At 66.6% G+C, this 13,445-nt stretch carries 11 protein-coding genes; all 11 read left to right on the plus strand.

Features of this window, described 5'->3' with window-relative positions; all coding sequences use genetic code 11:
• Positions 1 to 10: 10 nt before the first annotated feature.
• The 11 genes from AC59GX_RS03520 to ftsA all read left to right on the plus strand — a co-directional run bounded on the left by AC59GX_RS03520 (position 11) and on the right by ftsA (position 13,337).
• Positions 11 to 1,426, plus strand: coding sequence for a UDP-N-acetylmuramoyl-L-alanyl-D-glutamate--2,6-diaminopimelate ligase (locus AC59GX_RS03520; protein WP_497300825.1), 1,416 nt, complete (start codon positions 11 to 13; stop codon positions 1,424 to 1,426).
• Between the two features lie 127 nt (positions 1,427 to 1,553).
• Positions 1,554 to 2,945, plus strand: a complete 1,392-nt coding sequence (locus AC59GX_RS03525) for a UDP-N-acetylmuramoyl-tripeptide--D-alanyl-D-alanine ligase (protein WP_497300826.1) — start codon at positions 1,554 to 1,556, stop codon at positions 2,943 to 2,945.
• A complete protein-coding gene (gene mraY / locus AC59GX_RS03530) occupies positions 2,946 to 4,016 on the plus strand; it encodes a phospho-N-acetylmuramoyl-pentapeptide-transferase (protein ID WP_056051331.1) in 1,071 nt (356 codons plus the stop codon). It begins immediately after the preceding gene.
• Complete coding sequence (gene murD, locus AC59GX_RS03535) at positions 4,013 to 5,389, plus strand: UDP-N-acetylmuramoyl-L-alanine--D-glutamate ligase (RefSeq protein ID WP_497300827.1); 1,377 nt, start codon at positions 4,013 to 4,015, stop codon at positions 5,387 to 5,389. The genes mraY and murD overlap by 4 nt, the downstream gene beginning before the upstream one ends.
• Positions 5,390 to 5,448: 59 nt before the next feature.
• Complete coding sequence (locus tag AC59GX_RS03540; RefSeq protein ID WP_060526809.1) at positions 5,449 to 6,630, plus strand: FtsW/RodA/SpoVE family cell cycle protein; 1,182 nt, start codon at positions 5,449 to 5,451, stop codon at positions 6,628 to 6,630.
• On the plus strand, positions 6,627 to 7,769 hold the full coding sequence (gene murG / locus AC59GX_RS03545) for an undecaprenyldiphospho-muramoylpentapeptide beta-N-acetylglucosaminyltransferase (protein WP_056486645.1): 1,143 nt from the start codon (positions 6,627 to 6,629) through the stop codon (positions 7,767 to 7,769). Before AC59GX_RS03540 ends, murG begins: the two co-directional genes overlap by 4 nt.
• Positions 7,766 to 9,184, plus strand: a complete 1,419-nt coding sequence (gene murC, locus AC59GX_RS03550) for a UDP-N-acetylmuramate--L-alanine ligase (RefSeq protein WP_426280959.1) — start codon at positions 7,766 to 7,768, stop codon at positions 9,182 to 9,184. The genes murG and murC overlap by 4 nt, the downstream gene beginning before the upstream one ends.
• 77 nt (positions 9,185 to 9,261) lie before the next feature.
• Positions 9,262 to 10,167: a UDP-N-acetylmuramate dehydrogenase gene (murB, locus tag AC59GX_RS03555; protein ID WP_426280958.1), complete on the plus strand. Its 906-nt coding sequence runs from the start codon at positions 9,262 to 9,264 to the stop codon at positions 10,165 to 10,167.
• Positions 10,164 to 11,102 carry a D-alanine--D-alanine ligase gene (locus AC59GX_RS03560; RefSeq protein ID WP_426280957.1) on the plus strand — a complete coding sequence of 313 codons (939 nt, stop codon included), beginning with the start codon at positions 10,164 to 10,166 and terminating at the stop codon, positions 11,100 to 11,102. The genes murB and AC59GX_RS03560 overlap by 4 nt, the downstream gene beginning before the upstream one ends.
• Entirely contained in the window at positions 11,099 to 12,073 is a 975-nt protein-coding gene (locus AC59GX_RS03565) for a cell division protein FtsQ/DivIB (protein ID WP_107961708.1), read from the plus strand. The genes AC59GX_RS03560 and AC59GX_RS03565 overlap by 4 nt, the downstream gene beginning before the upstream one ends.
• Position 12,074: 1 nt before the next feature.
• Entirely contained in the window at positions 12,075 to 13,337 is a 1,263-nt protein-coding gene (gene ftsA, locus AC59GX_RS03570) for a cell division protein FtsA (RefSeq protein WP_056051322.1), read from the plus strand.
• The last annotated feature ends 108 nt before the right edge of the window (positions 13,338 to 13,445 follow it).

Below are 13,445 nucleotides of genomic sequence, written 5' to 3' on the forward strand. Positions count from 1 at the left end.
GGACTATTGCATGAAACTCGCAGCGCTGACCGACGGGACGGAAGAGGCGCAGGTGACGGGGTTCGCGATCGATCACCGCAAGGTCGCGCCGGGCACGGTGTTCGGCGCGTTCGAAGGCGCGCGCGTGAATGGCGAGGACTATATCGACGACGCGATCCGCTCGGGCGCGATCGCGGTGGTGGCGCGACATGGGCTGACGGTCGAGGGTGCCACCTACATCACCGACGACAACCCGCGCGAGCGGTTCGCGCAACTGGCCGCGAAGTTCTTCGCGCCGTTCCCTGAGACGTCGGTGGCGATTACCGGCACGAACGGGAAGACGTCGTGCGTCGAGATGACGCGGCAGTTGTGGCGGATGGCCGGTTTTCATGCGGCTTCGATCGGCACGCTTGGCGTGACGACGGCCGACGAGCGGGTTACGACCGGGCTGACCACGCCGGATGTTGTGACGTTCCTGTCGAACGTGGCTGGGCTTGCACGTGAGGGCGTGACGCATCTGGCGTTCGAGGCATCTAGCCACGGGCTGACACAGTATCGGACCGAGGGGCTGAAGGTGGCCGCTGCGGCGTTCACGAACCTCAGCCGCGATCATCTCGATTATCACGGCGACATGGCGGCGTATTTTACGGCCAAGATCCGGTTGTTCTCCGAAGTGCTTTCGACGGACGGTGCGGCGGTGGTGTGGGCGGACGATCCGCAGTCGGCGCGGGTGATCGACCTAGCACGCGAGCGTGGCAACCGGCTGGTCACGGTCGGTACGCAGGGCGAGACGTTGCGGCTGGTCGGGCGCGATCCGACCTTGCTGGGGCAGGGGCTGACGATCGAGGCGGAGGGTCAGACGTACAAGGTCACCTTGCCGCTGATCGGAGCCTATCAGGCAGCGAATGCCTTGGTCTCAGCTGGGCTGGTAATCGCGACCGGCGGCGAAGTGGCCGCGACGATCGCCAATCTCGCGCGGTTGCAGCCCGTGCGCGGGCGGCTCGAACGCGCAGTGATCGCGAAGTCGGGTGCGCCGGTGTACGTGGATTACGCGCATACTCCCGATGCGCTGGAAGCTGCGATCGCTGCGCTCAAGCCGCATGCTGGCGGGAAACTGATCGTGGTGTTCGGGGCAGGTGGCGACCGGGATACGGGCAAGCGCGAGACGATGGGGCAGGTCGCGGTGCAGCATGCGGACCGTGTCATCGTGACCGACGATAATCCGCGGACCGAGGACGCTCGAGCGATCCGGTGCGATGTGCTGAAGGGTGCGCGCGGGGCTGAGGAAATTGGCGACCGGCGGGCGGCGATTGGCGCTGCGGTGTGCGACGCTGGCCCGGAGGACATCGTGCTGATCGCGGGGAAGGGCCACGAGCAGGGACAGATCGTCGGCGACATGGTCCTGCCGTTCGACGACGTGACCGTGGCACGGGAGTGCGCGGCGTGAAGGGCACGACATCGGCATTCCCCTCCCGCCTGCGGGAGGGGCTAGGGGAGGGCGCGACGTATGTACTGGCGTCCGGTCTGTTTGGTCAGCCCCTCCCCCGACCCCTCCCGCAGGCGGGAGGGGAGCAGTGAGTCTTTGGACTTCACTCGAGATCGCGACCGCTACCGGTGGCATGGCGTCAGGCGACTTCTCCGTCAGCGGCGTTGCGTTCGACTCGCGCGAGGTTGGCCCGGGCGACCTCTTCATCGCGATGAAGGGCGAGGCCAGCGATGGCCACCGCTTCCTCGACCAAGCCTTTATCCAAGGCGCAGCTGGGGCGATCGTGTCCGAACCCTGCGACCATCCGCACGTTCTAGTCGCCGACAGCTTCGTCGCCCTCCAGGCGCTTGGGCAGGCGAGCCGGGCTCGGAGCGGAGCGAAGATCATCGGCGTCACCGGCTCCGTCGGCAAGACCAGCGCCAAGGAAGCGCTGTTCGCCTGCCTCGACCGCGCCGCACCCGGCGACGTGCACCGCTCGGTCAAAAGCTACAACAACCACACCGGCGTCCCGCTCAGCCTCGCGCGCATGCCGCGCGACGCGAAGTTCGGCGTGTTCGAGATGGGGATGAACCATGCCGGCGAACTCGCCGAACTGACGCAGCTCGTCCGGCCACACATCGCTATGATCACCGCGATTGCGCCCGCGCATACCGCGTTCTTCCCAGACGAAAGTGCGATCGCTGATGCCAAGGGGGAGATCTTTGCCGGGCTCGAACCGGGCGGGACTGCGATCGTGCCCTATGACAGCCCGCACCGCGACCGACTGCTCGGACACGCCGCACCACACGCCGCGCACATCGTGACGTTCGGCAGCGAAAAGGGCGCCGATGTCCGCGCGATCGAGGCGATGCGGCTGCCGACCGGGGGGACGTTCGTCACCGCGCGGATGGGGCAGGGGGCGGAGCACGAGCTGAGCTTCACGATCGCGCAGCCCGGCGCGCATTGGGTATCGAACGCGCTCGGCGTGCTGGCGTGCGTGCAGGCGGCCGGCAGTGATCTTGGATTGGCCGGGCTGGCACTTGCCGAACTCGGTGGGCTGCAAGGCCGTGGCGCGCGGTCGCTGGTTACCGTTGGCGAAGGCCAGGCGCTTGTGATCGACGAAAGCTACAACGCCAACCCAGCCTCGATGCGCGCGACGCTCAGCGTCCTCGGGCATGAACTCGGCCGCCACATCGCGGTGCTCGGCGAGATGCGCGAACTGGGCGAGAGCTCCGATGACTATCACGCGGCTCTGGCCGAGCCGATCCTCGCCGCGCGCGTCGAAATGGCGCTGCTCGCCGGTGAAGCGATGGCGCCGCTAGCACAGGTGCTTGAGGGACAGATCGAAACCGTCCATGTGGGCGACGCTGCGGCCGCGCTCGCGTCGTTACGGACGATCCTGGCGCCGGGCGATGTCGTGCTCGTCAAGGGATCGAACGGGGTTGGCCTCGCGCGCGTCGTAGCGGGTCTCCAGGCTGGCCTCAAAGGCGGGATTAACTGAATGTTGTACTGGCTCGCCGAGCATCTGGGGTTTCCCGGCCTGCTGAACCTCATCCGCTATCAGACGGTGCGGACCGGGGGTGCGGTCGCGACCGCGTTGATCATCGGCCTGATCATCGGGCCGAAGTTCATCGGCTGGTTGCGCGTGCGGCAGGGCAAGGGCCAGCCGATCCGCGCCGACGGCCCGCAGTCGCACCTGTCGAAGCGCGGCACGCCGACGATGGGCGGGCTGATGATCCTGACCTCGATGTGCCTCGCCATCTTCCTGTGGATGGACCTGAGCAACCCGTATGTCTGGGCTTGCCTGTTCGTGACGCTCGGCTTCGGGACGATCGGGTTCCTCGACGACTATGACAAGGTGCGCAAGGCGAGCACCGCGGGGATTAGCGGGCGCACGCGTCTATTGCTCGAGTTCATCATCGCCGGTGTCGCCGCGACGATCATCATGTCGCAGAACGGTCCGCATCTGTATCTGCCGTTCACCTCGCGCATGTATCTGGATCTGGGCTGGTTCTTCCCGGTGTTCGCGGCGTTCACGATCGTGTCGTTCGGTAATGCGGTGAACCTGACGGACGGGCTCGACGGGCTGGCGACGATGCCGGTGATCATCGCCAGCGTCGCGTTCATGGTGATCGTGTACCTCGTCGGAAACGTGAAGTTCGCCGATTACCTCGGCATTCCGCATGTGCCTCGCGCGGGTGAACTGGCGATCTTCTGTGGGGCAATCGTTGGGGCTGGCTTGGCGTTCCTGTGGTTCAATGCGCCGCCGGCCGCGGTGTTCATGGGCGATACCGGGTCGCTGGCTCTGGGAGGTGCGCTGGGGACGATCGCGGTCGTCGCGCACCATGAGATCGTGCTGGGGATCATCGGCGGCCTGTTCGTGATCGAGGCGCTGTCGGTGATCATCCAGGTGTTCTTCTACAAGCGCACCGGCAAGCGTGTGTTCCGGATGGCGCCGATCCACCATCATTTCGAACAGCTCGGCTGGGCCGAGGCGACCGTCGTGATCCGCTTCTGGATCATCGCGCTGGTGCTGGCGCTGGTCGGCCTTTCGACGTTGAAGCTGCGGTGATTGTTGCGCAGGCCTGGCGCGGGAAACGCTATGCGGTGCTGGGGCTGGCGCGGTCCGGGGCTGCGACTGTGCGGGCGTTGGTGGCTGGTGGGGCGCAGGTCGTCGCGTGGGACTCGGACGAGTCGAAGCGTGCCGTCTTTGCTCCCTCTCCCCTGCGGGGAGAGGGTTGGGGTGAGGGGCAGCCCAGCAATGCTGCGCCTGGGACAGCCCCTCACCCAACCCTCTCCCCGCAGGGGAGAGGGCTCTTAGAAGTCGCGCCGCTCGATGATCTTTCGGGATTCGACGCTTTGGTCGTGTCGCCGGGAGTGCCGTTGAACACGCATCCGCTTGCCGCCGCGGCGCGCGCGGCAGGCGTCCCCGTAATCGGCGACATCGAGCTCTTCGCGCAGGCCCGCGCAGACCTCCCCCCGCACAAGGTCGTCGGCATCACCGGCACCAACGGCAAGTCGACCACCACCGCGCTCGTCCACCACATCCTCAAGACCGCCGGCATCCCCACGCTGATGGGCGGCAACATCGGCCTGCCGATCCTCGAACAGGAAGCGCTCCCGGAGGGCGGCGTCTATGTGCTCGAACTGTCGAGCTACCAGATCGACCTGACGCAGACGCTCGATTGCGACGTCGCGGTGCTGCTGAACATCACGCCGGACCATCTCGACCGCTATGACGGCTTCGAGGGTTATGCGGCCTCCAAGGCGAGGCTGTTCGCGATGCAGTCTGCCGAGCATGACGCGGTCATCGGCATCGCCGATGCGCCGTCCGCCGAGATCGCGCGTGGGCTGTCGTCGAAGGGCGAGCACCTGACCAAGATCGCCCCGGGCGTGTGCATGGATCAGGGCAACTGGCCGACGCTCCAGGGCCCGCACAACGCTCAGAACGCACTCGCCGCGATCGCCGTGGTCAAGGCGCTGGGTGTAAGCGAAGTCGATATCGACCGTGGCCTCACGAGCTTCACCGGCCTTCCCCACCGCATGGAGCAGATCGCCTCATATGACGGCGTTGCCTATGTCGACGACAGCAAGGCGACCAATCCCGAGAGTACCGCGCCTGCACTTGCCGCGTTCGACCGGGTTCACTGGATCGTCGGTGGGCGCGCGAAGGGCGACGACCTCGACGCCTGCAAGCCCGCCTTCGGCCACGTCGTCCACGCCTACACGATCGGCGAGGCTGGCCCGAAGTTCGCCGAAATCCTGAAAGATTCCATGCCCGTCGAGAACGTCGGTACGCTCGACGCAGCGGTCCGCACTGCCGCCGCAAACGCCAAGCCCGGCGACACTGTTTTGTTATCCCCCGCCTGTGCTAGCTTCGACCAGTTTCGCGATTACGAAGCGCGCGGGGCCGCGTTCCGCGCCGCGGTGGAGTCGCTGGCATGACCGATATCCGCGCTGGAACCATTGACATGGGCACACCGAAGACCAGCATCGTCGCCAAGATGAAGCGGCGCGGCGGGCGGGGCGATCAGTCGCCGCTCGGCACGTGGTTCTGGGATATCGACCGGATGCTCCTGCTGCTGACGCTGTTCCTGATCGCGATCGGCCTGATTGCGGTCGCCGCCGCATCGCCGGCGAGCGCGGTTCGCTATTCGGGCGAGCATCACAAGATCGCGCCGCTCTACTATTTCTGGCGGCAGTTGATGTGGGTCGGCGTGTCCTTGCCCGTGCTGTTCGGCGTGTCGATGATGCCCGTCTCGATGGCGCGGCGGATGGCGATCGGCGGGTGCGCGCTGTTCGTGCTGATGCTGATGGTGACGCCGTTTATCGGGGTCGAGGCGAATGGCGCACGGCGCTGGCTCGGCGTCGGTTTCGCGCAGTTCCAGCCTTCCGAGTTCCTGAAGCCGCTGTTCATCGTCACGGTCGCGTGGCTGTTGTCGCTGCGCGCGAAGGATGCCGAGCTGCCGACTGTGCTGATCACCGGCGCGATGACCGCGGGCGTCGCGGTGCTGTTGATGTTGCAACCCGATTTCGGCCAGACGATTATCTTCTGCTCGGTGTGGATGGCGCTGCTGATGATCGCGGGGACGCCGGCCAAGGTTATGCTCGGCCTTGTCGCGATGGCGCCGGCGGGGCTGATTGCCGCCTATGTCTTCTACGGCGTGGCGCGGTCGCGGATCGATGCGTTCCTGTTTCCGGGTGTCGAGGGCGAGGGCGCGGGCGACCATTTTCAGACGAATGCGGCGCATAATACGCTGACCGCGGGCGGCTGGACCGGCACAGGCCCCGGCGCGGGTGCGGCGAAATTTGGGCTGCCCGAGGCGCATACCGACTATATCTTCTCGGTGATCGGCGAGGAGTTCGGGCTGATCGCGTGCTCGGTGATCGCCGTGATCTTCCTCGCGATCGTCGTGCGCGTGTTCGTCAAGCTGCTGGACGAGCAAGACGAATTCAAGCTGCTCGCCTCCGCCGGGTTGGCGACACAGTTCGGTGCGCAGGCGCTGGTGAGCATGGCGGTGAACACCGGTCTCGCGCCCTCGAAGGGTATGACGCTACCGTTCATCAGCTATGGCGGGTCGTCGATGATCGCGTTGTCGGTCGGCATGGGGTTGCTGCTGGCGTTTACCCGACGCAATCCGTTTCTCACGCGGAGCCCCTATGTCGTCCGCTGGAGTGGTGAATGAGTAAGCATTATGTCCTAGCAGCCGGTGGCACCGGCGGACACATGGTCCCGGCTGCGGCGCTCGCGGCCGAGCTGACCAAGCGCGGCCACCGCGTCGCGCTGGTCAGCGATGCGCGCGGCGTGCGCTTTCCGGGGCTGTTCGAGGACATCCAGACGCATGTCCTGCCGGCTGGGCGCTTTACCGGCGGGCCGCTCGGTTGGGCCCGGGCCACGCGGGAGATGTGGCGCGGGCGGGCAATGGCGCGCGAGCTGTACCGGACCTTCAAGCCCGCCGCGGTGATCGGCTTTGGCGGCTATCCTGCGTTGCCGGCGTTGCTGGCGGCGTTCGCGGACAAGATTCCGACCGCGGTGCATGAGCAGAACGCGGTGCTGGGTCGCGTGAACCGTTTCGTCGCGGGGCGCGTCGATGCGATCGCGACCTCGTCCGAGCCGACCGAGCGCCTCGCGCCGAAGCTGCTGGGCAAGGCGCATCTGGTCGGCAACCCGGTGCGCGAGGCAGTGCTGGCGCTGCGCTCGCGGCCGTATCCGTTGCTGGAGGAAGACGGGATTTTTCGCGTGCTCGTGACGGGTGGCAGCCAGGGTGCGAGCATCCTGAGCCAAGTCGTGCCCGACGGTCTGGCGATGCTGCCGGTGACGTTTCGGCGGCGGTTGCAGGTGACGCATCAGGCGCGGATCGAGGATATCGACGCGGTCCGCGCCAAGTATGCCGAGCATCATATTCCGGCCGAGCTGGCAACGTATCTACCCGATATGCCCGAGCAACTGGCCTGGGCGCATCTAGTGATTGCGCGTGCAGGCGCTTCGACGATTTCGGAACTGACCGCGGCGGGGCGTCCGGCGATCCTGGTGCCTCTGCCAGGTGCGACCGACGATCATCAGACCGTGAACGCGCGCGAGATCACGCGGGCGGGCGGCGCGCGGACGATCGCGCAGGGAGACTTTACCGCAGTGGAACTGGCCAAGCAGATGCAGAAACTCGGGCTCGATCCAGCGGCGTTGCAGAATGCGGCGGGCCGCGCGCGGAGTTGCGGGCGGCCGAATGCGGCGAGCGATCTGGCCGATCTGGTCGAGAGCCTGGATGCACCGTTGTCGCGGATTCCGGTCGGCGCGCCCTCGAAGCCCAAGGCGCAGTTCGCATGAAGGGTGTCGCAACGGATATCGGCACGATCCACTTCGTCGGCATCGGTGGGATCGGCATGTCGGGCATCGCCGAGGTGATGAAGAACCTCGGCTACCGCGTGCAGGGGTCGGACGTGGCCGAGGGCTATGTCGTGCAGGGGTTGCGCGACAAGGGCATTCCGGTGGCGATCGGCCATGCCGCGTCTAACATCGGCGATGCCGCGGTGGTGGTCGTCTCGACCGCGATCGTGCGCTCGAACCCCGAGGTCGAGGCGGCATTGAACGCGCGCGTACCAGTGGTGCGGCGCGCTGAAATGCTGGCCGAATTGATGCGGTTGAAGTCGACCGTCGCGGTCGCGGGCACACATGGCAAGACGACGACGACCAGCATGGTTGCAGCATTGCTCGATGCGGGCGGGGTCGATCCGACGGTCATCAATGGCGGGATCATCAACTCGTACGGCTCGAACGCGCGGCTGGGCGCGAGCGACTGGATGGTCGTCGAGGCGGACGAGAGCGATGGCAGCTTCCTGCGGCTCGACGGCACGATCGCGGTCGTTACCAACATCGATCCGGAGCATCTCGATCATTACGGCTCGTTCGACGCAGTGAAGGATGCGTTCGTCGAGTTCGTCGAGAACGTGCCGTTCTATGGCGCGGCGTTGCTGTGTCTCGATCATCCGGAGGTGCAGGGGATCCTGCCGCGGGTGCGCGATCGTCGCGTGGTGACGTACGGTTTCTCGGCGCAGGCGGATGTCCGCGGCGTCGAGGTTACGCCGGTCCCGGGCGGCAACCGCTTCGATTGCGTGGTGCGCGAGCGTGATGGGGCGACGCGGACGATCATGGGAATCGAGATGCCGATGCCGGGTCGTCATAACGTGCAGAACGCGCTGGCGGCGATCGGGGTGGCTCTGGAACTGGGAATTGCGGATGCGACGATCCAGCAGGGGTTTGCCAAGTTCGGCGGCGTGAAGCGGCGGTTCACCAAGGTCGGCGAAGTGGCTGGTGTCACGATCATCGACGATTACGGGCATCATCCGGTCGAGATTCGCGCCGTGCTGGCGGCGGCTCGCGAGGGCGTGAAGGGTCGTGTGATCGCGGTCGTGCAGCCGCATCGGTATTCGCGACTTGGCAATCTGATGGAGGACTTCCAGACTGCGTTCAACGACGCGGATCGGGTGCTGGTGACGCCGGTCTACGCGGCGGGCGAGGCGCCTGTGGAGGGTGTCGATGCGGCGGCTCTGGTCGAGGGGTTGAAGCGGCGCGGGCACCGGTTCGCGGGTGTGGTTGCTGACGCTGACGCGCTGGCGGTGGAACTGGCGGCGACGATCGAGGCGGATGACATGGTCGTGTGCCTCGGCGCTGGCGACATCACGAAGTGGGCGGCTGGCCTCGCCGACGCGATCGCTGCCGAACGTGCGAAGGTGCTGGCGTGAGTGCTCGCGCTTCTGCTCCGCTTGCGGGAGGGGGCGGGGGAGGGGCTTCGGCCTCCTCCGACGGCCCGGGCTCGGCTATGTCACTCCCTCCCCTAACCCCTCCCGCAAGCGGGAGGGGAATCAAGGTCGAGGCTGGGGCTTCGCTGGCGGCCTTCATTTGGTTTCGGACTGGTGGGCCAGCAGAGACCCTGGTGCGACCCGATACGGCGGCCGATCTAGCGGCATATTTGCGCGATCTCGATCCCTCCATGCCCGTGCTGCCGGTCGGGGTCGGCTCAAACCTGATCGTGCGCGATGGCGGCGTGCCGGGGGTCGTGGTGCGTCTTCCCAAGGCGATGGCGAAGGTTTCTTTGCAGGACGGGCGCGTTCGGGCTGGGGCTGGTGCGATGGGCATCACCGTCGCCAGCGCCGCGCGCGATTCTGGAATTGCCGGGCTTGAGTTTCTTCGCGGAATCCCGGGGACTGTTGGTGGCGCTGTGCGGATGAATGCGGGCGCTTATGGACGGGATGTCAGCGATATCCTGGTTGAGGCTACCGTGGTCACGCGCGACGGTTCGGTCGAGACTTGGTCCGCTGAGAAACTCGGGTTCACCTATCGTCATTCGGACCTGCCCGCGGGAGCCGTCGTGGTCGAAGCCGTATTCTCCGGCACGCCCGGCGAACCAGCCGTGATCGGTGCGGAGATGGACCGGATCGCCGCCGAGCGTGAGGCTTCGCAGCCTCTCCGTTCGCGGACGGGCGGGTCGACGTTCAAGAATCCCGCGGGGCACAAGGCGTGGGCGTTGATCGACGCGGCCGGGTGTCGGGGGCTGACTCGCGGTGATGCGCAGGTCAGCGAGAAGCATTGCAATTTCCTGCTGAACCTCGGGTCCGCGTCGAGCGCCGAGATCGAGGCGCTGGGTGAAGAGGTACGGAACAGAGTGAAGGTGCATTCGGGGGTGACGTTGGAATGGGAAATCCAGCGGGTAGGGGTCGCGAAGTGAGTGCGGCTCTTCATATCGCGGTGCTCATGGGCGGGTGGTCGGCGGAGCGTGAGGTTTCGCTGATGTCGGGCAATGGCTGTGCGGATGCGCTTGAGTCGCTCGGCCACCGGGTCACGCGCATCGATATGGGGCGGGATGTTGCCGCCAAGCTCGCCGAGGCAAAGCCCGATCTCGTGTTCAACGCGCTCCACGGCACTCCCGGCGAGGACGGTTCGGTGCAGGGTCTGCTCGACCTGATGGGCCTGCGGTACACGCATTCGGGGCTCGCGACGTCGGTGATCGCGATCGACAAGGTGCTAACCAAGCTGTTGCTGGTCCCCGCGGGCGTGCCGATGCCAGGTGGGCGGATCGTCAAGTCGGCGGACCTGTTCGAGGGCGATCCGATGGCTCGGCCTTATGTTTTGAAGCCGGTCAACGAGGGCTCGTCGGTCGGGGTGGCGATCGTCACCGACAGTGGCAATTACGGCAATCCGATCGCGCGCGATAGCGTTGGGCCGTGGGGCGAGTTCGAGGAACTGCTCGCTGAGCCGTATATCCGTGGGCGCGAACTGACGACCGCGGTGCTCGGCGGCAAGGCGCTCGGCGTGACCGAGTTGAAGCCCAAGAGCGGCTGGTACGACTACGACGCGAAATACACCGACGGGATGACGGTGCACGTCTGCCCGGCGGAGATTCCCGACGAGATCACCGACGCCTGCAAGAGCCTCGCGCTCGAAGCGCACCGTTTGCTTGGCTGCAAGGGCGCGTCGCGGTCGGACTTCCGCTGGGATGACGAGCGCGGGGTCGACGGGCTGTTCCTGCTCGAAGTGAACACGCAGCCGGGCATGACCCCGCTGAGCCTAGTCCCCGAACAGGCGCGGCACATCGGCATGAGCTATGCCGAACTGGTCCAGGCGATCGTCGACGAGGCGATCGCGGATCACCCCTCCCCATGAGCCGCACGATCAAGCGAGGTCCGCCGCCCAAGCGGCCCGCCCCGCGCCGGAAGGTCGCGGTCAAGAAGGTGTCGGTGATGGACCGGCTGGTCGGGATGCTCCCGGTCAGCGAGGACACGCTGCGCAAGATCGCGACGTGGTCGATCCTCGGCGCGGGTGGTGCGGTCGCGATCGCGGCGGCGACGTGGGTCGGCATTCCCGGCATGATCGGCGCGGCGGTGGCCGAGGGCGCCGGGCGCGCGGGCTTCAAGGTCGAGCAGATCGAGGTCACCGGCCTCAAGCGGATGGACCGAATGTCGGTCTATGCGGTCGCGCTGGAGGACAAGCAGAACCAGACGTCGATGCTGTCGGTCGACCTGGAGGCGGTGCGGCAGAAGCTGCTGCGCTATGGCTGGATCGCGGACGCGCATGTGTCGCGGCGGCTGCCGAACACGATGCTGGTCGATATCGTCGAGCGGACCCCCGCCGCGGTGTGGCAGGACAACGGCCAGCTCACGCTGATCGATTCTTCGGGCGTGCTGCTGGAGCCGGTCCAGCCCGACGCGATCCCGAATTTGCCGTTGGTGATCGGGCCCGGCGCGGATCGGCAGGAGGCGTCGTACCAGACGCTGCTCGCCGCCGCGCCTGCGCTCAAGCCGCGCGTGAAGGCAGCGACCTGGGTCGGCAATCGACGCTGGGATTTGACGTTCGAGAGCGGCGAGACGTTGGCGCTGCCGGAAGACGGTGCGCCGCGCGCGCTGGTGAAGTTCGCCGAACTGGACGGCGCGCGGCCGCTGCTCGGGCGCGGATGGATCCGGTTCGACATGCGCGATCCGACCAAGCTGGTCGCGCGCAAACCGGGTGCGAGCCTGGCGCACAGCGTCGACGTGCCGGCACCTGCCAGCGCGGGGGCAAGCGTGCCGGCAACGGGCGAGACTACGAATACTCCGTCGCAAACGGCGGGCGCGAACGTAACGGGCGGGGAGGGATGACATGGCGAAGGTGGCACCGGAAGGGCTGATCACGGCGCTCGATATCGGGTCGTCGAAGGTTTCGGCGATGATCGCGCAGAAGGGGGACGGCGGCGAGCTGATCGTGCTCGGCACCGGCCAGCGCGAGAGCCGTGGCGTCAAGCGCGGCTATATCGCCGACATGGCGACGACCGAAGCGGCAGTGCGCGAGGCGGTCGAGCAGGCCGAGCGGATCGCGGGGATCAACATCGAGAATGTCTGGGTCGGTTTCTCGGCCGGCGGGCTCGTGTCCGACGTCGCCGAGGTCGAGTTCGAGCTTGGCGGCCACCGCGTCGAACAGCAGGATATCGATGCGTTGCTCGCTGCGGGGCGCAACTCGATCGATCCGCAGGGCCGCATGGTGCTGCACGCGCAGCCGGCACTCTATACGCTCGACGGGCTGACGGGGGTGAAGACGCCGCTCGGTCTGCACGCGGATCGGCTTGGTGTGCATATCCATGTCGTCGCGGCGGACGGTTCGCCGGTGCGCAACCTCGATCTGTGCGTGCGATCGGCGCATCTCGAAGTGAAGTCGATCATCGCCTCGCCGGTCGCGACCGGGCTCGCGTGTCTCAGCGACGAGGAGCGCGAGCTTGGCGTCGCGCTGGTCGAGATGGGGGCGGGGATCACCAACGTGTCGCTGTTCGCCGGCGGCATGCTGGTCGGGCTGACCTCGATCCCCATCGGCGCGCAGGACATTACCGACGATATCGCCAGCGCATTCGGCACACGGCGGCAGAATGCCGAGCGGATGAAGTGCTTCCACGGATCGGCCAACGCCAGCCCTCGCGATAATCACGACATGATCCCGGTCATGCCGATATCCGCCGAGGACGGCGCGGGCGAGGGGGCTCAGATCACCAAGGCGCAGTTGATCGGCGTGATCCGCCAGCGGCTCGAGCATCAGATGGGCGAAGTGCGAAACGCGCTCACCAAGCTGAAGTTCGAGGGGCCGGTCGGGCGTCAGGTCGTGCTGACCGGCGGTGGTGCCGAGCTGAAGGGCATCGCCGACTATGCGCAACAGGCGCTCGGGCGGTCGGTGCGGATCGGTCGACCGCGTGGCCTGACCGCGCTGCCGGAAGCGCATGGCGGACCGGCGTTCGCGACGCTAGCGGGGTTGGCCTTCTATGCGGCGACCAACCCGATCGACCTTCGCGGGCTCGCGCCGCAGCGGACGACGGTGCATCGGCCAAAGGGTATGGGCATGATGCGCAAGTTGATTCAGGCGGCACGCGCGAATTATTAAGAGTTTCGAGGGCGCTGGCGTTATTTCGGCTGGAACAGGCCGTGACGTTGGTGCACACAGATTAATCAGGGGCCCGGCCGTAGCGTATCTACCGGGTTGTGCGGAGAA

It is taken from the genome of Sphingomonas sp. 320_CC, from assembly GCF_059691795.1.

Bases quoted from the DNA above. Each gene is read 5' to 3' on its own strand.
- AC59GX_RS03540 (WP_060526809.1), top strand. From the start codon at position 5,449: ATGAAGCGGCGCGGCGGGCGGGGCGATCAGTCGCCGCTCGGCACGTGG.
- murC (WP_426280959.1), top strand. From the start codon at position 7,766: ATGAAGGGTGTCGCAACGGATATCGGCACGATCCACTTCGTCGGCATC.
- AC59GX_RS03520 (WP_497300825.1), top strand. From the start codon at position 11: ATGAAACTCGCAGCGCTGACCGACGGGACGGAAGAGGCGCAGGTGACG.
- ftsA (WP_056051322.1), top strand. From the start codon at position 12,075: ATGGCGAAGGTGGCACCGGAAGGGCTGATCACGGCGCTCGATATCGGG.
- AC59GX_RS03565 (WP_107961708.1), top strand. From the start codon at position 11,099: ATGAGCCGCACGATCAAGCGAGGTCCGCCGCCCAAGCGGCCCGCCCCG.
- mraY (WP_056051331.1), top strand. From the start codon at position 2,946: ATGTTGTACTGGCTCGCCGAGCATCTGGGGTTTCCCGGCCTGCTGAAC.
- murG (WP_056486645.1), top strand. From the start codon at position 6,627: ATGAGTAAGCATTATGTCCTAGCAGCCGGTGGCACCGGCGGACACATG.
- murB (WP_426280958.1), top strand. From the start codon at position 9,262: ATGTCACTCCCTCCCCTAACCCCTCCCGCAAGCGGGAGGGGAATCAAG.